We start from the raw sequence: 24623 nt of genomic DNA on the forward strand, positions 1-24623 counted from the left end.
CGAAAGTGCGTCGCGAGAGTTCATCCGGGTCGAGGTCAGGCGAGCCCATCTCAGTCGAGTCCATGCCGCAGGCTCGCCGCCGCCGCGAAGGGGCCGACGACGAGGCTGACCAGCGACAGTGCGCATAGGATCGAGAACGGCGCGCCGAACGTCATGGGGCCGACGATCACCGCCTGCGAGGCCGCGACCCCGAAAATCAGCACCGGAATCGACAGCGGCAGCACCAGCACGGCCATCAAAAGCCCGCCGCGGTGCAGCGTCACCGCCAGCGCCGCGCCGATCATGCCGGTGAAGGTGAGCGCCGGGGTGCCTGCCAGCAGTGTCAGCGCCACCGCGCCGGTTGCGACCATGTCGAGATTGAGCAAGAGGCCGAGCACCGGGGTTGCGACAATCAGCGGCAGGCCGGCGGCCAGCCAGTGCGCCAGCGCTTTCGCAGCGCAGGCCAGTTCCAGCGGCGTCCGGCTCATCGTGATCAGGTCGAGCGAGCCGTCCTCGTGATCGGCCATGAACAGGCGGTCCAGCGTGAGCAGGCTCGCCAGCAGCGCACCGAGCCACAGGATGGCCGGCCCGAGCCGCGACAGCAGCGCCAGGTCCGGGCCCACCGCGAACGGCATCAGCACCACCACAGTGAGGAAGAACAGCACGCCAATCAATGCCCCACCCCCGACGCGAAGCGCGATCCGGATGTCCCGGCGGATGAGCGCGGCAAGGGCGGTCATGGGGTGGCCCTTTCGGCGCTGCGAGCTCGCATCTCGCGCCACAGGGACGCTGCGCTCCCTCCCCCGCTTGCGGGGGAAGGTCGGGGAGAGGGTGTCTCGACAACGAAGACTCCCCCAGAGGAGAGAACCCTCACCCGGCGCTGCGCGCCGGCCTCTCCCGCAAGCGGGGGAGGCGAGGGAGCCCGCGGCAAGAGGGGGGAGGGAATGGAGAGAGCCGTGCCCAGCCGCTCGGAAAGCTGAGGGTCAGGTCCGATCACGCCATACCCCCGATCCGCAGCTCTCGCGAGTCGATCCCCAGCGGGGCGTGGGTGGCTGCGATGATCAAGCCGCCGCGCGACAGGTGCTCGCGCATCAAGCCGCCGAACATCTCCTGGCCAGCGAGGTCCAGCGCGTTGGTCGGCTCGTCCAGCAGCCAGACCGGGCGGCGCACGGTCAGCAGCCGGGCCAGTGACAGCCGGCGGCGCTGGCCGGCGGAGAGGAAGGCGGCCGGCAGGTGGGCGGCGTGATCGAGGCCGACCTTGATGAGGCTCTCGGCGGCATCGCAGCGCTCGCCGCCGAGAAAATCAGCCCAGAATGCCAGATTTTCCGCCACGCTCAGCGCCGGCTTCAGGGCATCGCGATGGCCGAGATAATGGCACTGCTCCGGCAGCGTCAGCTCGCCATCGCCCCCGTCCAGCGCGATCGTCCCGCCGGCCGGAATGAGCAGGCCGGCGATCAGCCGCAGCAGCGAAGTTTTGCCCGATCCGTTGCGGCCGACGACCGCCAGGGCTTCGCCCGAGCCGGCCGCAAAATCGAGGCTGGCGAACACCTCGCGTCCGCCCCTCACGCATCTGAGCCCGCTACCGGAAAGCCGCATTTCGCTTCGTTTCAACCCGCTCAAAGCCGGGCCTCAGGAAATCTTGGGGTAGCGCATGGGAATTTTTGGCTCGCGAATTGCTGCGGCACGATTGTGGCTGTGGCGGCGCGGTTAGAAAGCTTCTATAAGCCCGGAACTACTTGATGCAGCAACTCAACCTGCCCCTGCAAGCGGCCCAGCCTGATACGCTGACGGTGTTAAAATACCCTGCCGGGTATAACTAGCAATTGGGATTCCTACATGACCTCGCTCGACAGCTTCAAATGCAAAAAGACCCTCAAGGTCGGCGCCAAGACCTATGTCTATTACAGCCTGCCCACAGCCGAGAAGAATGGTCTGAAGGGAATTTCGAAACTTCCCTATTCGATGAAGGTCCTGCTCGAGAACCTGCTGCGCAACGAGGACGGCCGCTCGGTCAAGAAAGAAGACATCGTCGCCGTCTCGAAATGGCTGCGCAAGAAGTCGCTGGAGCATGAGATCGCATTCCGCCCGGCGCGCGTCCTGATGCAGGACTTCACCGGCGTGCCCGCGGTGGTCGATCTCGCCGCGATGCGCAACGCGATGCAAAAGCTCGGCGGCGAGCCGGAGAAGATCAATCCGCTGGTCCCGGTCGATCTCGTCATCGACCATTCCGTGATCGTGAACTTCTTCGGCGACAACAAGGCTTTCGGCAAGAACGTCACCGAGGAATACAAGCAGAATCAGGAGCGCTATGAGTTCCTGAAGTGGGGCCAGAAGGCGTTCTCGAACTTCTCCGTCGTGCCGCCCGGCACCGGCATCTGCCACCAGGTCAATCTCGAATATCTGGCCCAGACGGTCTGGACCAAGAAGGAAAAGATGACGGTCGGCAAGAAGTCCGGCACCTTCGAGGTCGCTTATCCCGACTCGCTGGTCGGTACCGATTCCCACACCACCATGGTCAACGGCCTGGCCGTGCTCGGCTGGGGCGTCGGCGGCATCGAGGCGGAAGCCTGCATGCTCGGCCAGCCGCTGTCGATGCTGCTGCCCAACGTCGTCGGCTTCAAGCTGAAGGGCGCGCTGAAGGAGGGCGTCACCGCGACCGACCTCGTGCTGAGCGTGACGCAGATGCTGCGCAAGCTCGGCGTCGTCGGCAAGTTCGTCGAGTTCTTCGGCCCCGGTCTCGACCATCTCTCCGTCGCCGACAAGGCGACCATCGCCAACATGGCCCCTGAGTATGGCGCGACCTGCGGCTTCTTCCCGGTCGACGCCGCCGCGCTCGATTATCTCAAGACCTCCGGCCGGGCCGCGGCGCGCGTTGCGCTGGTGCAGGCCTATGCCAAGGCGCAAGGGCTCTTCCGCACCGCCAAGTCGCCCGACCCGGTGTTCACGGAAACGCTGACGCTCGACCTCGGCGACGTCGTGCCGTCGCTGGCCGGCCCGAAGCGCCCCGAGGGCCGCATTGCGCTGCCCACGGTCGCGGAAGGCTTTTCGCTCGCGCTCAGCAGCGAGTACAAGAAGGGCGAGGAGCCTGCGAAGCGCTTCCCCGTCGAAGGCAAGAACTTCGATCTCGGCCATGGCGACGTCGTGATCGCCGCGATCACCTCGTGCACCAACACCTCGAATCCGAGCGTGCTAATCGGGGCCGGCCTGCTCGCGCGCAATGCGGCAGCGAAGGGCCTCAAGGCGAAGCCGTGGGTGAAGACCTCGCTTGCCCCGGGCAGCCAGGTGGTCGCGGAATATCTCGCCAATTCCGGCCTTCAGGCTGACCTCGACAAGGTCGGCTTCAACCTGGTCGGCTTCGGCTGCACCACCTGCATCGGCAATTCCGGTCCGCTGCCGGAGGAGATCTCAAAGTCGATCAACGACAACGGCATCGTCGCGGCCGCCGTGCTCTCCGGCAACCGCAATTTCGAGGGCCGCGTCTCGCCGGACGTGCAGGCGAACTATCTGGCTTCGCCGCCGTTGGTCGTCGCCTACGCGCTCGCGGGCAGCGTGACCAAGAACCTCGCCACCGAGCCGCTCGGCGAGGGCAAGGACGGCAAGCCGGTATATCTGAAGGACATCTGGCCGACGACGAAAGAAATCAACGCCTTCATGAAGAAGTTCGTGACCGCGTCGATCTTCAAGAAGAAGTATGCCGACGTGTTCAAGGGCGACACCAACTGGCGCAAGATCAAGACGGTCGAGAGCGAGACCTATCGCTGGAACATGAGTTCGACCTATGTGCAGAACCCGCCATATTTCGACGGCATGAAGAAGGAGCCGGAGCCGGTCACCGACATCGTCGAGGCGCGCATCCTCGCCATGTTCGGCGACAAGATCACCACCGACCACATCTCGCCGGCCGGCTCGATCAAGCTCACCTCGCCCGCGGGCAAATATCTCAGCGAGCACCAGGTGCGCCCTGCCGACTTCAACCAGTACGGCACGCGCCGCGGTAACCACGAAGTCATGATGCGCGGCACCTTCGCCAACATCCGCATCAAGAACTTCATGCTGAAGGGCGCCGACGGCAACATTCCGGAAGGCGGTCTGACCAAGCACTGGCCCGACGGCGAGCAGATGTCGATCTACGACGCCGCGATGAAGTACCAGGAAGAGAAGGTGCCGCTGGTAGTGTTCGCCGGCGCCGAATATGGCAACGGCTCCTCCCGCGACTGGGCCGCAAAGGGCACGCGCCTGCTCGGTGTTCGCGCCGTGATTTGCCAGAGCTTCGAGCGCATCCACCGCTCGAACCTGGTCGGCATGGGCGTGCTGCCGCTGACCTTCGAGGAGGGCACCTCCTGGCAGTCGCTGGGTCTCAAGGGCGACGAGAAGGTCACGCTGCGCGGCCTCGTCGGCGACCTCAAGCCGCGCCAGAAGCTGACCGCGGAGATCGTCTCCGGCGACGGTTCATTGCAGCGCGTTTCGCTGCTTTGCCGCATCGATACGCTGGACGAGCTCGACTACTACCGCAACGGCGGCATTCTGCACTACGTGCTGCGCAAGCTTGCGGCGTAAGCGCGGATTTGTGAACGATGGCTCACTGCGAAGTGAGTAGAAGCCTGAACGAAGGCGGCCTATCAAAAGGCCGCCTTCGCGCGTTTGCGGCACGTTTCGGATGGGCCCGGCCGGTGGAAAACCTCCTCCTGGACGGTTGCCTGGAAGGACGAATGTGCCGCGCCCCGTAAGACTACGGTGACCATCAGGCGATAAGATTCCCTCTCACAAGCAATGGTGTGCGGCGTTAGACATGACAACAATGACGGCTTCTCATCCGATTTCACGTTGGTCCAGTGCCCTCTGGTCGGGTGCTCTCGGCATCTGTGCGATCGTCGCCGTCATCCGCCCCGCCGAGGCTGATCCCCGCGCCGTTGTCGAATTGTTTACCTCGCAGGGCTGCTCGTCCTGTCCGCCCGCCGACAAGATCATCGGCGATCTCTCCAAAGATCCCTCGGTCATCGCGTTGAGCATGCCGATCGACTATTGGGATTATCTCGGCTGGAAGGACACGCTGGCGGATTCACGCTTCTCTGCACGGCAGCGTGCTTACTCGCGCGTGCGCGGCGACCGTGAGGTCTACACGCCGCAGGTCGTCGTCAATGGCTCGACCCATGTCATCGGCAGCGATCGCACCGGCATCGAGAATGCGATCGGCAAGACCGACAGGGGCACGGGGGTGATGAGCGTGCCGGTGACGATGTCGCTTGCGGGCAAGCAGATCAACGTCTCGGTGGCCGGGAGCAACGAGCCCACGGTCTCGCATGGCGAGGTCTGGATCTGCTCGATCGCCAAGTCGGTGCCCATCACGATCACCCGCGGCGAAAATCGCGGACAGCAGGTCACCTATCACAACGTCGTGCGCAACCTGCTGAAGGTCGGCGACTGGACCGGCCGTCCGGAAAGCTGGACGGTGCCGATCGAGAATCTCACGCGCGATGGCGTCGACGGCGCGGTGGTCTATGTCCAGGATGGCAGCCGAGAGAAGCCGGGCCCGATGCTGGGCGCGGCGTACACGTCGCTGCACTGATTCTTTGGCGTCGTACTCTGCTTTCAATCCTCATGGTGAGGAGCGCGCCCTTGCGCGGCATCTCGAACCATGAAAGGCCCCCCGCTGATGCAATGGGGCCTCCATCCTTCAAGACGCCGCGCAAGAGCGCGGCCCTCAGGATGAGGAGAGACAGCCTTTGTGCGGATCATAGTGCGGATCAGAGACAAGTTCGCAGGATCGGAAACATCCCGACACAAACAAAAAAGGACCAACTTGCGTTGGCCCTCCTTGCCGTGCGTACAGACCCGATCCTGTCGACCCCGGGGGGCTGGGGGCTGAGGAATCCGGAACCGAAGGACCGGGTCAACGCACGTAAGTGTTTTCGCAATGCAGGGCGGCAGTCGCTAGGCGGAAAAGCGGCGATACTATGATTCCTGCTAACGATCCCGTGACGGTTTGCCGCGACGGAGTTCCACCGCTGCGTGTGTTCGGATTCGCAATCGATTCCATTGGTTGAGCTAGGGAGCCTCTTGCGGCCCGGTACGGTTGGCGCGATCATGCAATTGTCATGAGCGCAGTTCCCGGGACGGTCTTCGGGGACGCGGGGTCATGTCGCGCGATCAGGAGGCGCTTCCCATGAGTCTGATGTCGGAGGATGCCGATCCGAGCGAGCAGCGCGCGGCGGCGCGCCCCGCCGCTGTGACGACGCAGCCGAACCGGGTGACGTTCAACCGCCTCGAACTGCACCGGATCCTCAATCTCTATGGCCGCATGGTCGCCGACGGCGAGTGGCGCGACTACGCCATCGACTTCCTGAAGGACCGCGCCGTGTTCTCGGTCTATCGCCGCGCCTCGGAAGTGCCGATCTATCGCATCGAGAAGGACCCGCGGCTCGCGCGCAAGCAGGGCATGTACAGCGTGATCTCGGCGACCGGCCTGATCCTGCGCCGCGGTCACGAGCTCGAGCGTGTGCTGCTGGTGATCGATCGCAAGCTGGCGGTGGTGTAGGCGGCGTCGGGTGGACGACAAAGGCGCAACGCGCCTACTTTCCCGGCACCGTGCTTGCGCCCTCGCCGAGGGCGCGCTGCATCATCACCGTATCGAGCCAGCGGCCGAATTTCAGCCCGACATTGGGATGCGTGCCGATCATCTCGAAGCCGCTCTTGGCGTGAACGCCAATCGAGCCGGCATTGGCGGAATCGCCGATCACCGCGATCATCTGCCGGAAGCCGCGCGCCTCGCATTCGATGATCAACCGCTCCAGCAGCAGAGAGCCGACACCGCGGCGCTGGAAGGAGGGATCGAGATAGATCGAATTCTCCACCGTGAAGCGGTAGGCCGGCCGCGGCCGGTAGGCACCGGCATAGGCATAGCCGGCGACGCGACGATCAAGGATCGCGACGAAATAGGGATAGCCGCCGTCGATCAGCGCGCGATAGCGGCGCGTCATCTCGGCAAGATCGGGCGGCTCCAGCTCGAACGTCGCGGTGCCCTCGCGGACGGCCTGCTGGTAAATGGCGGTGATGGCGGGAAGATCGGCCTCGAGCGTGGGCCTGATTTCGGGTGCGGACATGGCGGCAAGATTAGAGCCTTCCCGCGGCCGCTGGAAGAGGGCAGGGCTGCTTCCCAGCCGTCATGCAGGCGCAGCAGTCTCCATCTTCTCCGTGCTGTCATGCCCCGCCTAGTGCCAATTGCGCACGGGGGCGGGGCATCCAGTACGCCGCGGCCCCTCGGCTTCTCACGAACGCTTTGGAATGCTGGATCGCCCGCCGGAGCCCGTCATCGGGCTCGCCGAAGGCGAGACCATTGGCGGGCGATGACACCGGGTATGTGGCGACATCATGCCCCAAACAAAAACCCCGGCCTTTCGGCCGGGGCTGATGTCGTTCTCTCAGCCTATCGCTTAATCGCGCTGGCCGAGGAGCTGCAACAGCAGCGTGAACAGGTTGATGAAGTTCAGGTACAGCGACAGCGCGCCGGTGATGGCCGCACGCTCCGCGATGTCACCGCCGGCCGAGGCGTAGCCGTAGATGTAGTCGTTCTTCAGCCGCTGGGTATCCCAGGCGGTGAGGCCCGCAAACACCAGCACGCCGACCACCGAGACAATGAACTGCAGCATCGAACTCGCCAGGAACAGGTTGACCAGGCTCGCGATGACGATGCCGATCAGGCCCATGAACAGGAACGAGCCCATGCCAGTCAGGTCACGCTTGGTGGTGTAGCCGTAGAGGCTCAGCGCACCGAAGGTGGCCGCGGTGATGAAGAACACCCGCACGATCGAGGTGTGCGTGAACACCAGGAAGATCGACGACAGCGAGATGCCCATCAGCGCCGAGAATACCCAGAACAGGATCTGGGCGGTCGAGGGTGCCAGACGGTTGATGCCCGCCGAGATCACGAACACCATCGCGAGCGGCGCCAGCATGAACAGCCACTTCAGGGGGCTCACGAACATCGCGTAGCCGAACGGCGTCAGGAACAGCTTGCCGACGCGGACGGCTTCCGGCGTCGGGACGTCCGTCACGGCGGCCATGTAGACGCCGAGCGCCGCCAGGCCCGTGATGGCCAGGCCAATGCTCATGTAATTGTAGATGCGCAGCATATAGGCGCGCAGGCCGGCATCGACCGTCGCGGCGTCAACACGCCCGGCGGCCCTGCCGAAAGGAGAAGCGTAGTTACGGTCTAGGTCCGACATGGTCGAATTCCCGTTGGTTGGTCCGGTCCGGCACGAGGGTCGCCATGCCGCCGGTTCGTCAGTTCTATCTCGGATACCGATGCCAGCCGACTAAATTCTGGCTCACAATCGGGGCTCCGAACCCACTCGATATGTGGGAAACTAACACATTCACTGCAACCGTCCACGCGCGGCCGAATGTCGCCCTCGGCCACAATCCTGACGGGAGGACGTGGTTAACCGCAGGAATCGTGCGATTCCGCTCCCGCGCGGTCAGCCGCTACCTTTTGTCACAAATTCCGCAACACCGTCGCGGGCTTTTTGTTCAATGCCAGCAACGTGCCGGCGAGCCCGAGCCCGACCGTGACGACGAGCGCGGCTACGACCACGCCGGCCGCACTGCCGGCCTGCCAGACGAAACTCAGCGTCATCAGCCGCGTCACGATCATCCAGGCCGCGATGCTGCCGGCGATCACGCCGAACAAGGCGGTGGCGAGCCCGATCAGGAGGTATTCGAGTGCATAGGCGCCGAGCAGCCGCAGCCGCGTCGCGCCCAGCGTCTTCAGGATCACCGCATCATAGACCCGGTGGCGATGACCCGCGGCGAGCGCCCCGCCGAGCACCAGGATCGCCGAGATCAGGGTCACGGCGCTGGCGCCGCGGATCGCCAGCGCCAGGTTGGTCACCACCGAGCCGACCGTCTCCATCACCTCGCGCACGCGCACGCTGGTCACCATCGGATAGGCATCCGCCACCTGCTTGATGATCTGGCCGTCGCCCGCAGCATTGCCGCCGGCTTCGGTCAACGTGGCGATATGGGTATGCGGCGCGCCCTTGAAGGCGTTGGGCGAGAACACAAGGACGAAGTTGATACCGAGCCCCTGCCAGTCGATGGTGCGCAAATTGCCGATTTTAGCCGGGATATCGCGGCCGAGCACGTTGACCACGACCTCGTCGCCGAGCTTGAGGCCAAGACCGTCAGCGATCTTCTTTTCCATCGAGACCAGCGGCGGGCCGGAATAGTCGGCGCTCCACCATTCGCCCTCGACCACCTTGGAACCCTTTGGCAACTCGCCGGTGTAGGTCAGGCCACGGTCGCTCTGCAGCACCCATTCGGAATCGGTGGAGGGCTTGAGCTCCTCGGCGCGCAACCCGCGCGCGCCGACGATGCGGCCGCGTAGCATCGGCACGTCCTCGACCTTGGCGCCGGGAGCGATCTGCCGCAGATAACCGTCGAACTGCTCGGCTTGCGCGCTCGGGATGTCGATGAAGAAGAACGATGGCGCCTGATCGGGGAGCGCGGCCAGAAACTGCCGACGCAGATTGCCGTCGATCTGGGTGATGGTGACAAGCACGGCGAGCCCTAGCCCCAGCGACAGCACGACGGACGGCGTCAGCGCGCCCGGCCGGTGGATGTTGGCGATCGCGAGCCGCAGCATCGGCAGCTGCGTTCGCGGCAGCCGCCGAGCGATCGCCATCAGCAGGGCGGCGATGCCGCGCAGCAGGGCGAACACGACGACGGAGGACGCCACGAACACCGCGGCGATGCGCTTGTCGAATGACAGACCGATCACGACGGCAACGAGCAGGACGATCACGACGCCCATGAACACGAGGTAGCCCAGGCGCGGCCGGTGCCATTCGGAGCTGATGGTGTCGCGGAACAGCGCGGCCACGGGCACGTCGTGGACGCGGCCGAGCGGCCAGAGGCCGAAGGCCAGCGCGGTGAGCAGGCCATAGACGAAGGACAACGCGAGCTCGTCGGCATGCACGGCCGGCACCACCGGCAGCGGCAACAGCTTGCCGAACAGGCCGACGATGGCGAAGGGCATCGCGGCGCCGAGCGCAAGGCCGATCGCCGAGCCGATCGCAGCGAGCAGGATCACCTGCGCGAGATAGATGCCGAACACGTCGCGGCCCGTGGCGCCGACGGCCTTGAAGGCCGCGATCACCTCGAGTTTCCGGTCGACATGACTCTTCACGGCATTGGCAACCCCGACGCCGCCGACCAGCAGCGCGGCGAGCCCGACCAGCGTTAGGAATTGGGTGAAACGATTGATGTTGCGCTCGAGCTGCGGCGAGGCGTTGGAGCGGCTGCGGATCTCCCAGCCGGCCTGCGGCGCGGCATTGCGCGCGTCGGTGATGAAAGTCTCAGTGGCGCGTTCGCTGTTGGCGGCGTCAGGCAGCTTCACCCGGTAGACCCAGCGAACCAGGCTGCCCGGCTGGATCAGGCCGGTGGCGTGCAGGCCCGCCTCGCTGATCAGGAAGCGCGGGCCGAAGCCGATGCCGCCGGCGAGCTTGTCCGGCTCCGCCTCAACGGTGCTGCGGATCTCGAACGTCGCCGAGCCGATGGTGACGCGGTCGCCGGTCTTGAGCGACAGCCGCGCCAGCAGCGTCGGATCGGCGGCAGCGCCGAACGCGCCGTCGCGCATCGCCAGCAGCTCGGACATCGGCAGCGGCGGCGCAAGTTTCAGCTGGCCGAGCATCGGATAGCTGTCGTCGACCGCCTTCATCTCGACCAGCGCCAGCTTGCCGTCAGTCGAGCGCGCCATGCCGCGCAAGGTCGCGGCGGTCGACACGGTGCCGCGCGAGCGCAGGAAGGCGACTTCTTCCGGCTTGGCCGCGCGCTGGAACAGCACGAACGAAACGTCGCCGCCGAGCAGGGTGCGGCCTTCGCGGGCAAGACCGTCGGAGAGGCTCGCCGAGACCGAGCCGACGCCGGCGATCGCCATCACGCCGAGCGCGATGCAGGCGATGAAGACGTAGAAGCCGCGCAGGCCGCCGCGCAATTCGCGCAGTGCGTAGCGCAGCGAGAGCGCGATGCCATGAGGCCTCGCCAACGGTTCGGCAGCCGTGCTCATGCCGGCGCAGTCTGCGTGTCGATGCGCCCGGAGCGCAGGCGGATCACGCGATCGCAGCGGTGCGCGAGCGAGGAATCGTGCGTGACCAGCACCAGCGTCATGCCGCGGTCGGCATGCTTGCTGAACAGGAGATCGACGATCTGCTGTCCGGTGGTCTCATCCAGATTGCCGGTCGGCTCGTCGGCGACGAGAATGGCGGGATCGGGCGCCAGCGCGCGCGCGAGCGCAACGCGCTGCTGCTCGCCGCCGGAAAGCTGCGTCGGATAATGATGCAATCGATCGCCGAGCCCGACCGATTGCAGCTCCTGCGCCGCACGCCTGGCGGCGTCCGGATTGCCGGCGAGCTCGAGCGGCACCGCAACGTTCTCCAGCGCCGTCATGGTCGGGATCAGATGGAAGGATTGGAAGACGATGCCGACCTGGCGGCCGCGGAAGCGGGCCAGCGCGTCCTCGTCGAGGGCATTGAAAGGCGTACCATTGACCACCACCTCTCCGCTATCAGGACGCTCCAGCCCCGCCATCACCATCAGCAGCGTGGATTTGCCCGAGCCTGACGGGCCGATCAGGCCGATCGTTTCGCTGCGGCCCACACGCAGGCTGATATCCTTGAGGATGTGAACGCGTGCCGCACCCGTGCCCAATGAGAGATTGACGTTGGAGATGGCGATGGTGTCCGGCGCGGTGCCGGCGAGCGAAGAGGTTTCGATGCGAGTGTCCATGGTCCGGTCATATGGCAACTCCGCTGGCGCGGTCGAGAGGCGTTACGGATTGTTCATGCACATAGCCGTGTTGGTGCTCGCTTTGATGACGGTGGTCACGACGGCTTCGGCCGAGGGGCAGAAGCCGATCAAGCTCGTCGTGCTGGGCGATTCCTTGAGCGCTGGTCTCGGACTTCCGGCCCAGGAGGCATTCCCGACGAAACTCCAAAAAGCCTTACAGGCCAAAGGCATAAGTGTCGACATGGTCAATGCCGGGGTGTCCGGCGACACCTCCTCCGGCGGCCGCGATCGGCTGGACTGGTCGGTGCCTGAAGGAACCGAGGGCGTCATCGTCGAACTCGGCGCCAACGACGCGTTGCGGGGCATCGATCCGGATTTGACGCGCGCCGCGCTCAGCGACATCATCCAGCGGCTCAAGGCACGCAAGATCGCGGTGATGCTGTGCGGCATGCTGGCGCCGCCTAATTACGGCGCCGATTATGCCGCGCGCTTCAATTCGATTTATCCGGATCTGGCGAAGAAATTCGACGTGCCGCTCTATCCGTTCTTTCTCGACGCCGTCGCCGCCGACGCCAAGCTCAACCAAGCCGACGGCATCCATCCGACCGCGGGCGGCGTCGACATCATCGTCGACAGGATCATGCCTACGGTGGAGGCATTCATTGGCACGATCGCTGAGCAACGGCGTTGAAAAGCAGGCAATGCTAACCGTAATTCCCAGGGTTTTACCGGGGTGAGGTTGGCCAAGCTTCGCAGAGTCACACAACTGCGATAGGAATCAGGGTACCGGTGATTCGTCGCCGGCTCTAATTTGGATACCGTCCTTGCCTTGAGGGCTGTACCCAAGCATCGGGAGTGCGAAACGATGCCGCGTTTGTTCACGGGTCTGGAAATTCCGGCCGAGATCGGCCAGTCGCTTTCCAACTTGAGGGGCGGCCTTCCCGGCGCCCGCTGGATCGATCCCGAAAATTATCACGTCACCTTGCGCTTCATCGGCGATATCGACGGTGTCTCCGCCAACGAGATCGCCTCGATGCTGTTTCGCGTCGACCGCAAGCCGTTCGAGGTGAAGGTGCAGGGCCTCACGAGTTTTGGCGGCCGCAAACCGCGGGCAGTCGTTGCGACGATCGCGCCGAGCAAGCCGCTGATGGAATTGCAGGCCGAGCTCGAACGGATGATGCAGCGGATCGGTCTCGACCCTGAAGGCCGCAAGTTCATCCCGCATGTCACGCTGGCCCGGCTGCACGATGCCTCCGATCGCGACGTTGCCGACTATCTCTCGCTGCGCGGCTACTTCCCGAGCAAGGCGTTCATGGCTGAGCGTTTTGTTCTCTTCTCATCCCGCGCCTCCACCGGCGGCGGCCCGTATGTCGTCGAGGACGCCTACGAGCTGTGTGCGTAGGTCGGATAGAGGTTCGCGCGTAGGAATTACACTATCGCAGCGGCACTACGCCCGCTCGGGCGACGTCGGTCTTCGCGAAGTCCTCGCCCTTGAACAGTAGCGGCTCGCTGCGGGTCACCGCGAGCGCGTAGGAAAAGCAATCACCATAGTTCAGCGCTGCAGCGTGACGCCCCTTTCCGTAGCGCCGCCAGGCACGCCGCGCCGCATCGGTTTGTTCTGCGTCGACAGGCACGATCTCGGCGCCGATCTTGAGCAGCCAAAGGTCGAACTCGCGACCGCCAGCGTCACCCAGCCGCGTTTCGATCACCATCATGGTTTCGAGCACAGTTGCGGTAGAGACCAGCCGGACCGGATCATCTGCGATCTGCTGCTCGATCTCTGCTGCATCGGGTTCATCGAGTGCGATTGCCACGATCGCCGATGTGTCGATTACCATCAGCGTGGCAATCCATGCTCGTCGTAGCCGAGAATGTCCTCAGGTGTGCGGTCGTCCAAGACTCGCATCTCGCGCCAGCGCCGCCTGATCTCCGCCATGTCTTCCAGCAGCGCGTGCTTGCGAGTTTGGCCGCCGAGCCGGCGGAGGCGCTCCTCGATCGCGCGCTTGGTCGCGGTCGTGATGTTCTCGCCGGTCAATTGCGCGAGACTCCGCGCCAATTGCTCCGTTTCGGGGTCCTTGATGCTGAGGGCCATGTCGAGGTTCCTTGGTTCCTGAATAGGTACATTCTACCTCGACGGAAGGCAAGATTGGAGCTTTGCGACGGGTCGATCGGTGACCGTGGGGCGGGCAACTGCTCTCTGCGCCAAAGAAGGAAATGCATGAGCCGTTGCGGCAATACGCAGTTGCAATTTCCGTCCTTCTCTGGCGGAAAGGGCCATGCTCTCGCCCCCCAGTTCCTCATTCCGCGAAGCCTATCAAGCCCAGATCGCCTCCGGCGCGATCGAGCCTGATGCCGCGCAGGCCGAAATCGCGGAAGCCTATGCAGCGCTCGACCAACGGCTCGCGGCTTACAAGCCCGCGCGCAAGCAGGGTCTGCTCAGCCGCCTGTTCAGCAGCGACAAGGACGAGGCGCCGCGCGGACTCTACATCCATGGCGAGGTCGGCCGCGGCAAGACCATGCTGATGGATCTGTTCTTTCAGCATTCCTCGGTCGAGCACAAGCGCCGCGCGCATTTCCACGAGTTCATGGCGGAGGCGCATGAGCGCATCTACGATTATCGCCAGAGCATCGCGCGCGGCGAGATCGCCGACGGCGACGTCATCGCGCTGACCGCGAGTGCGATCTTCGAGGAGAGCTGGCTGCTCTGCTTCGACGAATTCCACGTCACCGACATCGCCGACGCCATGATCCTCGGCCGTCTGTTCGCAAAATTGTTCGAGCTCGGCACCGTCGTGGTCGCGACCTCGAACGTCGCGCCCGACGATCTCTACAAGGGCGGCCTGAACCGGTCGCTGTTCCTGCCCTTCATCAAGCAGATCACCGATCACATGGACGTTGCGCGGCTCGACGCGCGCACCGATTTCCGCCTGGAGAAGCTTCAGGGCGTGCCGATGTGGCTGACACCGGCAGATGCCGATGCGGATGCTGCGCTCGACCGCGCCTGGTCGAAGATGAGCGGCGGCGCCAGATGCAAGCCGCGCGACATCTCGATCAAGGGACGCATCCTGCACGTGCCGTGCTCGGCCCATGGCGTCGCGCGGTTCTCGTTCGCCGATCTCTGCGAGAAGCCGCTTGGGGCATCGGACTACCTCAGGCTGGCGCAGGACTATCACACCATCCTGGTCGACCATATTCCAGTGATGGACGTCTCTCAGCGCAACGCCGCCAAGCGCTTCATCACGCTGATCGACACGCTCTATGACAATGCGGTGAAGCTGATGGCCTCGGCCGATGCCAACCCGATCGCGCTGTACCTTGCGACCGAAGGCAACGAGGCCAACGAGTTCAAGCGGACCGCGTCACGCCTGATCGAGATGAGCTCGGAATCCTATCTGGCGTTGCCTCACGGCCGCAAGGATTCCACCGCCAGCGGCTCGACCAAGGGTCTGGTAGAGACTTAAGTCCTATTTTTATAGTCCTATTTCTATCCTCCGGTCATTCCGGGGCGCGCGCCAGCGTGAACCCGGAATCTCGCGCTACAAATTTCGAGATTCCGGGTTCGCCCGCGCAATGGCGCAGGCGCCCCGGAATGACGGCTTAGAGGCTGCTGGCCGGAATCGCGGCAAGCCCGACAATTGGGCATCCACCGACTTGAACGGGGGAGGCGAAAGGGATAACCACCCGTCTCAGTTTTCCCTCCTTACGTGTCTAAAGGACAGGCTCACATGGCGCGCGACAAGATTGCTTTGATTGGCTCCGGTCAGATCGGCGGAACGCTGGCTCACCTCATCGGCCTGAAAGAACTGGGCGACGTCGTGATGTTCGACATCGCCGAGGGTGTGCCGCAGGGCAAGGCGCTCGACATCGCGCAGTCCTCGCCGGTCGACGGTTTTGATGCGCATTATACCGGTACGAACTCCTACGAGGCGCTCGACAACGCAAAGGTCTGCATCGTCACCGCCGGCGTGCCGCGCAAGCCCGGCATGAGCCGCGACGACCTCCTCTCCATCAACCTCAAGGTCATGGAGCAGGTCGGCGCCGGCATCAAGAAGTACGCCCCCGACGCCTTCGTCATCTGCATCACCAACCCGCTCGACGCGATGGTCTGGGCGCTGCAGAAGGCCTCGGGCTTGCCGCACAAGAAGGTCGTCGGCATGGCCGGCGTGCTGGATTCGGCGCGCTTCCGCTACTTCCTGGCCGACGAGTTCAACGTCTCCGTCGAGGACGTCACCGCCTTCGTGCTCGGCGGCCATGGCGACACCATGGTGCCGCTGGTGAAGTACTCCACCGTCGCCGGCATCCCGCTGCCCGACCTCGTCAAGATGGGCTGGACCTCGCAGGCGCGTCTCGACGAGATCGTCGACCGCACTCGCAACGGCGGTGCCGAGATCGTCAATCTGCTCAAGACCGGTTCGGCCTTCTACGCGCCGGCGGCGTCCGCGATCGCCATGGCCGAGAGCTATCTGAAGGACAAGAAGCGTGTGCTGCCCTGCGCCGCCTACCTGAACGGCGAGTACAGTGTGAAGGACATGTATGTCGGCGTGCCCGTCGTGATCGGCTCCAAGGGCGTCGAGCGCGTGGTCGAGATCGAGCTCGCCGGCAAGGACCGCGAGGCCTTCGACAAGTCGGTCGGCGCGGTGCAGGGCCTGGTCGACGCCTGCAAGAAGATCGCCCCCGATCTTCTCGGCCGCTAAGCGCCGGCAATTCCCGCCGAAGTCCGAAAACCGGTCTTCGGCGGTTTCATTTCCGGGGCCCGCGCATCGTGCCGCGCTTTCCGGTTCGGCAGTCCAGAGATCTCGAAGTCTAAAGAATCCGGGTTGCAGTTCCTGTGGTATATGGTATGCCAGCCACAAGACTGAGGTGGGCCCTTGAGGTCACCGCCCGCGGGTTCAGGGAGCGACCATATGAATATCCATGAGTACCAGGCCAAAGCGCTGCTGAATGAGTTCGGCGTGCCGATTTCCAAGGGCGTGCCCGTCCTCAAGCCGGCCGACGCGGAAGTCGCCGCCAAGGCGCTGCCGGGTCCGGTCTGGGTCGTGAAGAGCCAGATCCATGCCGGCGGCCGCGGTAAAGGCAAATTCAAGGAAGCCAGCGCCGGCGACAAGGGCGGCGTCCGCATCGCCAAGTCGGCCGCCGAGGTCTCCGAATTCGCCAAGCAGATGCTGGGCGCGACGCTGGTGACCGTGCAGACCGGTCCCGCCGGCAAGCAGGTCAACCGCCTCTACATCGAGGACGGCTCCGACATCGACAAGGAATTCTACCTCTCGATCCTGGTCGATCGCGAGACCTCGCGCGTCTCCTTCGTCGTCTCGACCGAGGGCGGCGTCAACATCGAGGAGGTCGCGCACAACAGCCCTGAGAAGATCGTCACCTTCTCGGTCGATCCTGCGACCGGCGTCATGGGCCATCACGGCCGCACGGTGGCGAAGGCGCTGAAGCTCTCCGGCGATCTCGCCAAGCAGGCCGAAAAGCTCACCGCGCAGCTCTACGCCGCCTTCGTCGCCAAGGACATGTCGATGCTGGAGATCAACCCGCTGGTCGTGACCAAGCAGGGCCAGCTCCGTGTGCTCGACGCCAAGGTCTCGTTCGACGACAACGCGCTGTTCCGTCATCCTGAGGTGCTCGCCCTGCGCGACGAGACCGAGGAAGATGCCAAGGAAATCGAGGCGTCGAAATACGACCTGAACTACGTCACCCTCGACGGCAACATCGGCTGCATGGTCAACGGCGCCGGTCTCGCCATGGCGACGATGGACATCATCAAGCTTTACGGCATGTCGCCGGCCAACTTCCTCGACGTCGGCGGCAGCGCCAGCAAAGAGAAGGTCGCCGCCGCCTTCAAGATCATCACTGCGGATCCCAACGTGAAGGGCATCCTGGTCAACATCTTCGGCGGCATCATGAAGTGCGACGTGATCGCCGAGGGCGTCACGGCCGCCGTCCGCGAGGTCGGTCTCAGCGTGCCGCTGGTGGTGCGCCTCGAAGGCACCAATGTCGAGCTCGGCAAGAAGATCATCCGTGAATCCGGCCTGAACGTGGTGCCGGCCGACAATCTCGACGACGCCGCGCAGAAGATCGTGAAGGCCGTCAAGGGAGGCTAAGGCCATGGCCCAGGACCATCTCGCCGCATCATCTCCGCTCCCCGAGCACGCGCGCCTCGCCGCGTTTGCCGGCGAATGGGATGGTGAAGAGATGGTCTTCCCGTCGCGCTGGACGGAGGGCGGACCGGCCACCTCTCACGTTGTCGCGCGCTTGGAGCTCAACGGGTTCTATCTGATCCAGGACTCGGTCCAGATGCGCGACGGCAAGCAGATCTTCGCCACTCACGGCATCTTCACCTACGACCGCGACGATCGGACCTACAAACTGTTCTGGTACGACTCGCTCGGCTACACGCCGCCCTCGCCCGCCTCCGGCGGTTGGGTCGGCAAGACCCTGACGCTGGTACGCGGCTCGCTCCGCGGCAATGCGCGCCACGTCTACGAGATCATCGACGACAATTCCTATTCGTTGAAGATCCAGTTCTCGCCGGACGCGGAAGGCTGGGCCGACGTGCTCACCGGCGTCTACCGCCGCATCCACTGACCTCTCACTCGTTAGTTCGCGAAAGCAGACCTCATGTCCATCCTGATCGACAAGAACACCAAGGTCATCTGCCAGGGCTTTACCGGCAAGAACGGCACCTTCCATTCCGAGGCCGCGATTGCCTATGGCACCAAGATGGTCGGCGGCACCTCGCCGGGTAAAGGCGGCGCGACGCATCTGGGCCTGCCGGTGTTCGACACCGTGCGCGAGGCGCGTGAGAAGACCGGCGCCGACGCGTCGGTGATCTACGTGCCCCCGCCGGGCGCGGCCGACGCGATCTGCGAAGCTATCGATGCCGAGATTCCGCTGATCGTCTGCATCACCGAAGGCATTCCGGTCGTGGACATGGTGCGGGTGAAGCGCTCGCTGATCGGTTCCAAGTCGCGCCTGATCGGGCCGAACTGCCCGGGCGTCATGACCGCGGGCGAGTGCAAGATCGGCATCATGCCGGCCAACATCTTCAAGACCGGCAGCGTCGGCATCGTCTCCCGCTCCGGCACCTTGACCTATGAAGCCGTGTTCCAGACCTCCCAGGAAGGCCTCGGCCAGACCACTGCTGTCGGCATCGGCGGCGACCCGGTCAAGGGAACCGAGTTCATCGACGTGCTGGAAATGCTGCTCGCCGATCCCAAGACCGAGTCGATCATCATGATCGGCGAGATCGGCGGTTCCGCCGAGGAGGACGCCGCCCAGTTCCTCAAGGACGAGGCCAAGCGCGGGCGCAAGAAGCCGATGGTCGGCTTCATTGCCGGTGTCACCGCACCTCCCGGCCGCCGGATGGGTCACGCCGGCGCGATCATCTCGGGCGGCAAGGGCGACGCCGGTTCCAAGACCGAAGCGATGAAATCGGCCGGAATCGTGGTCTCTCCCTCGCCCGCACGTCTCGGTCATACGCTTGCCGAAAAGTTGAAGGGCTAATTCACTTCTTCGTATTTTTCCGGGCGAAGTTTCGCAGCAAATAGGGTAAAGGGTGCCTGTCGCGCCGAGCCTCTGCCGGGAGCTCGGCGCCAGCGCCGTTTGTTATGCGCGAACCGAAATCGCCAGGAACTCCAGTATGTCTCGCCAGGACGCGAACGCAGCCTTTGCCCTCTCATCCTTTTTGCAGGGCACCAACGCCACCTACATCGACGAAATCTACGCCCGCTACCAGAAGGATCCGTCCTCGGTCGACCCCGAGTGGCAGGAGTTCTTCAAGAGCCTGAATGACCAGCCCGGCGACATCAGCAAGAACGCCGAAGGTCCTTCCTGGGAGCGCGCCAACTGGCCGCTGACCCCGCAGGACGAGCTGACCTCCGCTCTCGACGGCAACTGGGCCGAGGTCGAGAAGTCGGTCGGCAACAAGATCGCCGCCAAGGCGCAGGCCAAGGGGGGCGGCCTGTCTTCCGCCGACCTGCTCCAGGCCACGCGCGACTCCGTCCGCGCCCTGATGCTGATCCGCTCCTACCGCATGCGCGGCCACTTCCATGCCAAGCTCGATCCGCTCGGCATCGAAGCCCCGCGCAACCGCGAAGAGCTCGACCCGCGCACCTACGGCTTCAGCGAAGCCGATTTCGACCGCAAGATCTTCCTCGATCACGTGCTCGGTCTCGAATACGGCACGCTGCGCGAGATCACCGCGATCTGCGAGCGCACCTACTGCCAGACCCTCGGTGTCGAGTTCATGCACATCAGCAATGCCGCGCAGAAGGCCTGGATCCAGGAGCGCATCGAGGGGCCGGACAAGGAGATCTCGTTCACCCGCGAAGGTCGTCGCGCCATCCTGATGAAGCTGATCGAAGCCGAAGGCTTCGAGAAATTCTGTGACACCAAGTTCACCGGCACCAAGCGCTTCGGTCTCGACGGCGGTGAATCGCTGATTCCCGCACTGGAGCAGATCATCAAGCGTGGCGGCAATCTTGGCGTGAAGGAGATCGTGCTGGGCATGCCGCATCGCGGCCGCCTCAACGTGCTGACCCAGGTCATGGGCAAGCCGCACCGGGCACTGTTCCACGAATTCAAGGGCGGCTCGGCCAATCCCGATGCAGTCGAAGGCTCCGGGGACGTCAAGTATCACCTCGGCGCCTCCTCGGACCGCGAGTTCGACGGCAACCGTATCCACCTGTCGCTGACAGCGAACCCCTCGCATCTCGAGATCGTCGATCCCGTCGTACTCGGCAAGGTCCGCGCCAAGCAGGACCAGCACGGCGATCCGCCGGATATGCGCATTTCCGTCATGCCGCTGCTGATGCACGGCGACGCGGCGTTCGCTGGCCAAGGTGTCGTTGCCGAATGCTTCGGTCTGTCGGACCTGAAGGGCTACCGCACCGGCGGCTCCGTGCACTTCATCGTCAACAACCAGATCGGCTTCACCACCTATCCGCGTTACTCGCGCTCGTCGCCCTATCCGTCCGATGTGGCGAAGATGATCGACGCGCCGATCTTCCACGTGAACGGCGACGATCCCGAAGCCGTCGTGTTCGCGGCTAAAGTTGCTACCGAGTTCCGGCAGAAATTCCACAAGCCCGTCGTTATCGACATGTTCTGCTACCGCAGGCATGGCCATAACGAGGGCGATGAGCCAGCCTTCACCCAGCCGGTGATGTACAAGAGGATTGCCGCCCATCCCTCGACGCTGGAGCTCTACTCGCGGCGTCTGATCAGCGAAGGCGTGATCACCGAGGGCGAGGTCGACAAGGCCAAGGCCGACTGGCGCGCCCGGCTTGATGCCGAGTTCGAGGCGGGCACCTCCTACAAGCCGAACAAGGCCGACTGGCTCGACGGCAAATGGGCAGGCTTCAAGATCGCCGACCAGGAAGAGGATGCGCGCCGCGGCGTCACCGGCGTCGACCTGCCGATCCTCAAAGACATCGGCCGGAAGATCACCAAGGTGCCGGACGGCTTCCGGGTCCACCGCACCATCCAGCGTTTTCTGGAAAATCGCGCCAAGGCGATCGAGAACGGCGTCGGTATCGACTGGGCGACCGGCGAGGCGCTGGCGTTCTGCACGCTGCTTCAGGAAAACCATCACGTCCGCCTGTCCGGACAGGATTCCGAGCGCGGCACGTTCTCGCAGCGTCACTCCGTCCTGATCGACCAGGAAGACGAGAGCCGCTACACGCCGTTCAACCATCTCGGCAGCGAGCAGGGCCATTACGAGGTCATCAACTCGCTGCTGTCTGAAGAGGCCGTGCTCGGCTTCGAATACGGCTATTCGCTCGCCGAGCCGAACACGCTGACGCTGTGGGAAGCCCAGTTCGGCGACTTCGCCAACGGCGCGCAGGTCGTATTCGACCAGTTCATCTCCTCGGGCGAGCGCAAATGGCTGCGCATGTCCGGTCTCGTCTGCCTCTTGCCGCACGGCTATGAGGGCCAGGGACCGGAGCACTCCTCGGCACGTCTCGAGCGTTATTTGCAGATGTGCGCCGAAGACAACATGCAGGTGGTCTACCCGACCACGCCGGCGAACTACTTCCACGTGCTGCGGCGCCAGCTCCACCGCGAGATCCGCAAGCCGCTGATCATGATGACGCCGAAATCGCTGCTGCGCCACAAGCGGGCGGTGTCGCGTCTCGAGGAGCTGGCGAAAGGCACGACCTTCCACCGTATCCTTTATGATGACGCCCAGATGCTGCCCAACGAGGCGATCAAGCTCGTCCCTGACGAGAAGATCCGCCGCATCGTGCTCTGCTCCGGCAAGGTCTATTACGACCTCTATGAGGAGCGCGAGAAGCGCGGCATCGACGACATCTATCTGATGCGCGTCGAGCAGCTCTATCCGGTGCCGCTGAAGGCGCTGGTGGCCGAGCTGTCCCGCTTCAAGAAGGCCGAAGTGATCTGGTGCCAGGAAGAGCCCCGCAACATGGGTGCCTGGCACTTCATCGAGCCCTATCTGGAATGGGTGCTGAACCAGGTGAACGGCGCGAGCCGGCGTCCGCGTTATGTCGGTCGCGCCGCCTCGGCTGCGACCGCCACGGGTCTGATGTCCAAACATCAGGCGCAGCTGAAGGCGTTCCTGGACGAAGCACTGAGCTGAACTTCTTGAACTGTGTCATGCCCCGCCTCGTGCGCGACCGCGTACTGGGGTGGGGCATCCAGTACGCCGTGTCGTCCGTGCAGCATACGTACGCCCGGTTTGCTGGATGGCTTGCTTTTCGCAGGCGATGACATCCGCACTTATGACCGCATTGGCGATCTCCTTAAGGAAAAGACCATGACTGAAATTCGTGTGCCGACGCTCGGCGAATCCGTCACCGAGGCCACCATCGGCCGCTGGTTCAAGAAGGCCGGCGACCCCGTCGCCGTGGACGAGCCCTTGGTGGAGCTCGAGACCGACAAGGTCACCATCGAGGTCCCGGCGCCGTCCGCCGGCACGCTGAGCGAGATCATTGCCGCCGATGGCGCGACTGTTGCGGTCGGCGCGCTGCTCGGCCAGATCACGGAAGGCGCAGCCGCTGCAAAGCCGGCTGCTGCTGCCGCCAAGCCCGCCGCTGCTGCTCCTGCGGCCGCTGCCGCCGCTCCTGCAGCAGCCTCGGCCGCGAAAGCGCCGCCGGCCGATGCGCCGCTCGCCCCCTCGGTGCGCAAGCTGTCGGCCGAGACCGGCATCGATGCCTCGACCGTTCCGGGCTCCGGCAAGGACGGCCGCGTCACCAAGGGCGATATGCTCGCCGCGATCGAGCGTGCGGCGTCCGCGCCGACCCCGGTCAACCAGCCCGCCGCTGCCGTGCAGGTGCGCGCACCGTCGCCGGCCGATGACGCCGCCCGCGAAGAGCGCGTCAAGATGACCCGCCTGCGTCAGACCATCGCGCGCCGCCTCAAGGACGTGCAGAACACCGCCGCCATGCTCACGACCTTCAACGAGGTCGACATGACCAACGTCATGGCGCTGCGTGCCCATTACAAGGATGCGTTCGAGAAGAAGCATGGTGCCAAGCTCGGCTTCATGGGCTTCTTCACCAAAGCCGTCGTGCAGGCGCTGAAGGACATTCCGGCCGTCAACGCCGAGATCGACGGCACCGACCTGATCTACAAGAACTACTACCACATCGGCGTCGCCGTCGGCACCGACAAGGGTCTCGTCGTGCCCGTGGTGCGCGACTGCGACCACAAGTCGATCTCCGATATCGAGAAGAGCATCGCCGATTTCGGCCGCCGTGCCCGCGACGGCCAGCTCAAGATCGACGAGATGCAGGGCGGCACCTTCACCATCACCAATGGCGGCATCTACGGCTCGCTGATGTCGACCCCGATCCTGAACGCGCCGCAATCCGGCATCTTGGGCATGCACAAGATCCAGGAGCGACCGATGGTCGTCGGCGGCAAGATCGAGGTCCGCCCGATGATGTATCTGGCGCTGTCCTACGATCACCGCGTCATCGACGGCAAGGAAGCCGTGACCTTCCTGGTCCGCGTCAAGGAGAGCCTGGAAGATCCGGCACGCCTGGTGCTCGATCTCTGATTGCCGTTGCTCTGCGAGCGCCGTCGCCATTCGCGGCGGCGCGTGTCGAACCATGGAGGCGCGCGTGACGGATAAAGTCGTTGTCATTACCGGCGGCAGCCGCGGCATCGGGCGGGCGACCGCGCTTGCGGCGGCCGCGCGCGGCTTTCGCGTCGTGGTCGGCTATGCCAGCAACAAGATTGCCGCGGACGAGGTGGTCGCGCAGATCGAGGCTGGTAACGGCAGTGCCATCGCCGTGAAATGCGATGTCGCGGAGGAAAGCGACATCCTCGAACTGTTCAAGCAAGCCGACAAGTTCGGCGCGCTGGGCGCGCTCGTCAACAATGGCGGCATCGTCGGCAAGAGCGGCGTGCGCGTCGACGAGATGTCGGCCGAACGCATCCAGCGCGTGATGGCCGTGAACGTCACCGGCTCCATTCTCTGCGCGCGCGAGGCGGTGAAGCGGATGTCGACCAGGCACGGCGGCAAGGGCGGCGTCATCGTCAACCTGTCATCGGTGGCTGCCAAGCTCGGCGCACCCAACACCTATGTCGATTACGCCGCGTCCAAGGGCGCGGTCGATTCCTTCACCGTCGGCCTCGGCTATGAGGTCGCAGGCGAAGGCATCCGCGTCGCCGCGATCCGCCCCGGCCTGATCGACACCGAAATCCACGCTGCCGGCGGCGAGCCCGACCGCGCCCATCGCCTGGCCCATCTGGTGCCGATGAAGCGCGTCGGCACCGCCGAGGAAATCGCCAACGCCATCGTCTGGCTGATCTCGGACGAGGCCTCCTACGTCACCTCCGCCATTCTCGATGTGTCCGGCGGGCGCTGACACATCCTCATCACGCTAAACCTACGGGAC

21 protein-coding genes are annotated in these 24623 nt (G+C 64.4%); 13 read left to right on the forward strand and 8 right to left on the reverse strand.

Translation table 11 applies throughout. From position 1 onward, the window contains the following. Positions 1-50: 50 nt before the first annotated feature. Together ccmB and ccmA are read right to left on the reverse strand one after the other, a co-directional pair. A complete protein-coding gene (ccmB, locus tag IVA98_RS32760) occupies positions 51-719 on the reverse strand; it encodes a heme exporter protein CcmB (RefSeq protein WP_063685042.1) in 669 nt (222 codons plus the stop codon). Between the two features lie 253 nt (positions 720-972). Further along, the gene (ccmA, locus tag IVA98_RS32765) at positions 973-1575 is read right to left on the reverse strand and encodes a heme ABC exporter ATP-binding protein CcmA (protein WP_247299982.1); all 603 of its coding nucleotides are present in this window, start codon (positions 1573-1575) and stop codon (positions 973-975) included. A gap of 240 nt (positions 1576-1815) precedes the next feature. Here ccmA and acnA point away from each other — a divergent pair, with 240 nt between their 5' ends. From acnA to IVA98_RS32780, 3 genes are all read left to right on the forward strand, one after another. Continuing rightward, positions 1816-4536, forward strand: coding sequence for an aconitate hydratase AcnA (acnA, locus tag IVA98_RS32770; RefSeq protein ID WP_247356439.1), 2721 nt, complete (start codon positions 1816-1818; stop codon positions 4534-4536). A 232-nt stretch (positions 4537-4768) separates the two neighbouring features. Continuing rightward, positions 4769-5545 (forward strand): DUF1223 domain-containing protein, encoded by a 777-nt coding sequence (locus IVA98_RS32775; protein ID WP_247299986.1) that lies wholly within the window; start codon positions 4769-4771, stop codon positions 5543-5545. Between the two features lie 597 nt (positions 5546-6142). Beyond that, on the forward strand, positions 6143-6514 hold the full coding sequence (locus IVA98_RS32780; protein WP_247299988.1) for a DUF2794 domain-containing protein: 372 nt from the start codon (positions 6143-6145) through the stop codon (positions 6512-6514). Positions 6515-6548: 34 nt separating this feature from the next. On the opposite strand, the gene IVA98_RS32785 is transcribed toward IVA98_RS32780, so the two are convergent. From IVA98_RS32785 to IVA98_RS32800, 4 genes are all read right to left on the reverse strand, one after another. After that, positions 6549-7079, reverse strand: coding sequence for a GNAT family N-acetyltransferase (locus tag IVA98_RS32785; protein WP_247299989.1), 531 nt, complete (start codon positions 7077-7079; stop codon positions 6549-6551). A gap of 330 nt (positions 7080-7409) precedes the next feature. After that, positions 7410-8201 (reverse strand): Bax inhibitor-1/YccA family protein, encoded by a 792-nt coding sequence (locus tag IVA98_RS32790; RefSeq protein WP_247281250.1) that lies wholly within the window; start codon positions 8199-8201, stop codon positions 7410-7412. A gap of 269 nt (positions 8202-8470) precedes the next feature. Continuing rightward, positions 8471-11041, reverse strand: coding sequence for an ABC transporter permease (locus tag IVA98_RS32795; RefSeq protein WP_247299991.1), 2571 nt, complete (start codon positions 11039-11041; stop codon positions 8471-8473). Further along, positions 11038-11760, reverse strand: coding sequence for an ABC transporter ATP-binding protein (locus tag IVA98_RS32800; RefSeq protein ID WP_247299993.1), 723 nt, complete (start codon positions 11758-11760; stop codon positions 11038-11040). Before IVA98_RS32800 ends, IVA98_RS32795 begins: the two co-directional genes overlap by 4 nt. A gap of 55 nt (positions 11761-11815) precedes the next feature. Here IVA98_RS32800 and IVA98_RS32805 point away from each other — a divergent pair, with 55 nt between their 5' ends. Next, positions 11816-12451, forward strand: coding sequence for an arylesterase (locus tag IVA98_RS32805; RefSeq protein ID WP_247332652.1), 636 nt, complete (start codon positions 11816-11818; stop codon positions 12449-12451). A 174-nt stretch (positions 12452-12625) separates the two neighbouring features. Beyond that, the gene (gene thpR / locus IVA98_RS32810; protein WP_091893084.1) at positions 12626-13162 is read left to right on the forward strand and encodes an RNA 2',3'-cyclic phosphodiesterase; all 537 of its coding nucleotides are present in this window, start codon (positions 12626-12628) and stop codon (positions 13160-13162) included. A 31-nt stretch (positions 13163-13193) separates the two neighbouring features. On the opposite strand, the gene IVA98_RS32815 is transcribed toward thpR, so the two are convergent. Together IVA98_RS32815 and IVA98_RS32820 are read right to left on the reverse strand one after the other, a co-directional pair. Next, positions 13194-13598: a type II toxin-antitoxin system VapC family toxin gene (locus tag IVA98_RS32815; RefSeq protein ID WP_247332643.1), complete on the reverse strand. Its 405-nt coding sequence runs from the start codon at positions 13596-13598 to the stop codon at positions 13194-13196. Further along, positions 13598-13852, reverse strand: a complete 255-nt coding sequence (locus tag IVA98_RS32820; RefSeq protein WP_247299997.1) for a type II toxin-antitoxin system VapB family antitoxin — start codon at positions 13850-13852, stop codon at positions 13598-13600. The genes IVA98_RS32815 and IVA98_RS32820 overlap by 1 nt, the downstream gene beginning before the upstream one ends. 184 nt (positions 13853-14036) lie before the next feature. On the opposite strand from IVA98_RS32820, the gene zapE reads away from it, so the two are divergent. The 8 genes from zapE (at position 14037) to IVA98_RS32860 (ending at position 24593) form a co-directional block, all read left to right on the forward strand. Then, complete coding sequence (zapE, locus tag IVA98_RS32825) at positions 14037-15221, forward strand: cell division protein ZapE (RefSeq protein WP_247299999.1); 1185 nt, start codon at positions 14037-14039, stop codon at positions 15219-15221. Between the two features lie 264 nt (positions 15222-15485). Beyond that, the gene (gene mdh / locus IVA98_RS32830) at positions 15486-16454 is read left to right on the forward strand and encodes a malate dehydrogenase (RefSeq protein ID WP_247300001.1); all 969 of its coding nucleotides are present in this window, start codon (positions 15486-15488) and stop codon (positions 16452-16454) included. A 210-nt stretch (positions 16455-16664) separates the two neighbouring features. After that, positions 16665-17861, forward strand: coding sequence for an ADP-forming succinate--CoA ligase subunit beta (gene sucC / locus IVA98_RS32835; RefSeq protein WP_247300003.1), 1197 nt, complete (start codon positions 16665-16667; stop codon positions 17859-17861). A gap of 4 nt (positions 17862-17865) precedes the next feature. After that, the gene (locus IVA98_RS32840) at positions 17866-18345 is read left to right on the forward strand and encodes a DUF1579 family protein (RefSeq protein WP_247300004.1); all 480 of its coding nucleotides are present in this window, start codon (positions 17866-17868) and stop codon (positions 18343-18345) included. Positions 18346-18378: 33 nt separating this feature from the next. Then, the gene (gene sucD, locus IVA98_RS32845) at positions 18379-19263 is read left to right on the forward strand and encodes a succinate--CoA ligase subunit alpha (protein WP_247332645.1); all 885 of its coding nucleotides are present in this window, start codon (positions 18379-18381) and stop codon (positions 19261-19263) included. A 136-nt stretch (positions 19264-19399) separates the two neighbouring features. Further along, positions 19400-22357 (forward strand): 2-oxoglutarate dehydrogenase E1 component, encoded by a 2958-nt coding sequence (locus tag IVA98_RS32850; RefSeq protein ID WP_247300009.1) that lies wholly within the window; start codon positions 19400-19402, stop codon positions 22355-22357. Between the two features lie 177 nt (positions 22358-22534). After that, a complete protein-coding gene (odhB, locus tag IVA98_RS32855) occupies positions 22535-23779 on the forward strand; it encodes a 2-oxoglutarate dehydrogenase complex dihydrolipoyllysine-residue succinyltransferase (protein ID WP_247300011.1) in 1245 nt (414 codons plus the stop codon). 52 nt (positions 23780-23831) lie between these two features. Then, positions 23832-24593 (forward strand): SDR family oxidoreductase, encoded by a 762-nt coding sequence (locus IVA98_RS32860; RefSeq protein WP_249817146.1) that lies wholly within the window; start codon positions 23832-23834, stop codon positions 24591-24593. The last annotated feature ends 30 nt before the right edge of the window (positions 24594-24623 follow it).

Origin of the sequence: Bradyrhizobium sp. 160 (assembly GCF_023073735.1) — a bacterium.
GTDB lineage: Bacteria > Pseudomonadota > Alphaproteobacteria > Rhizobiales > Xanthobacteraceae > Bradyrhizobium.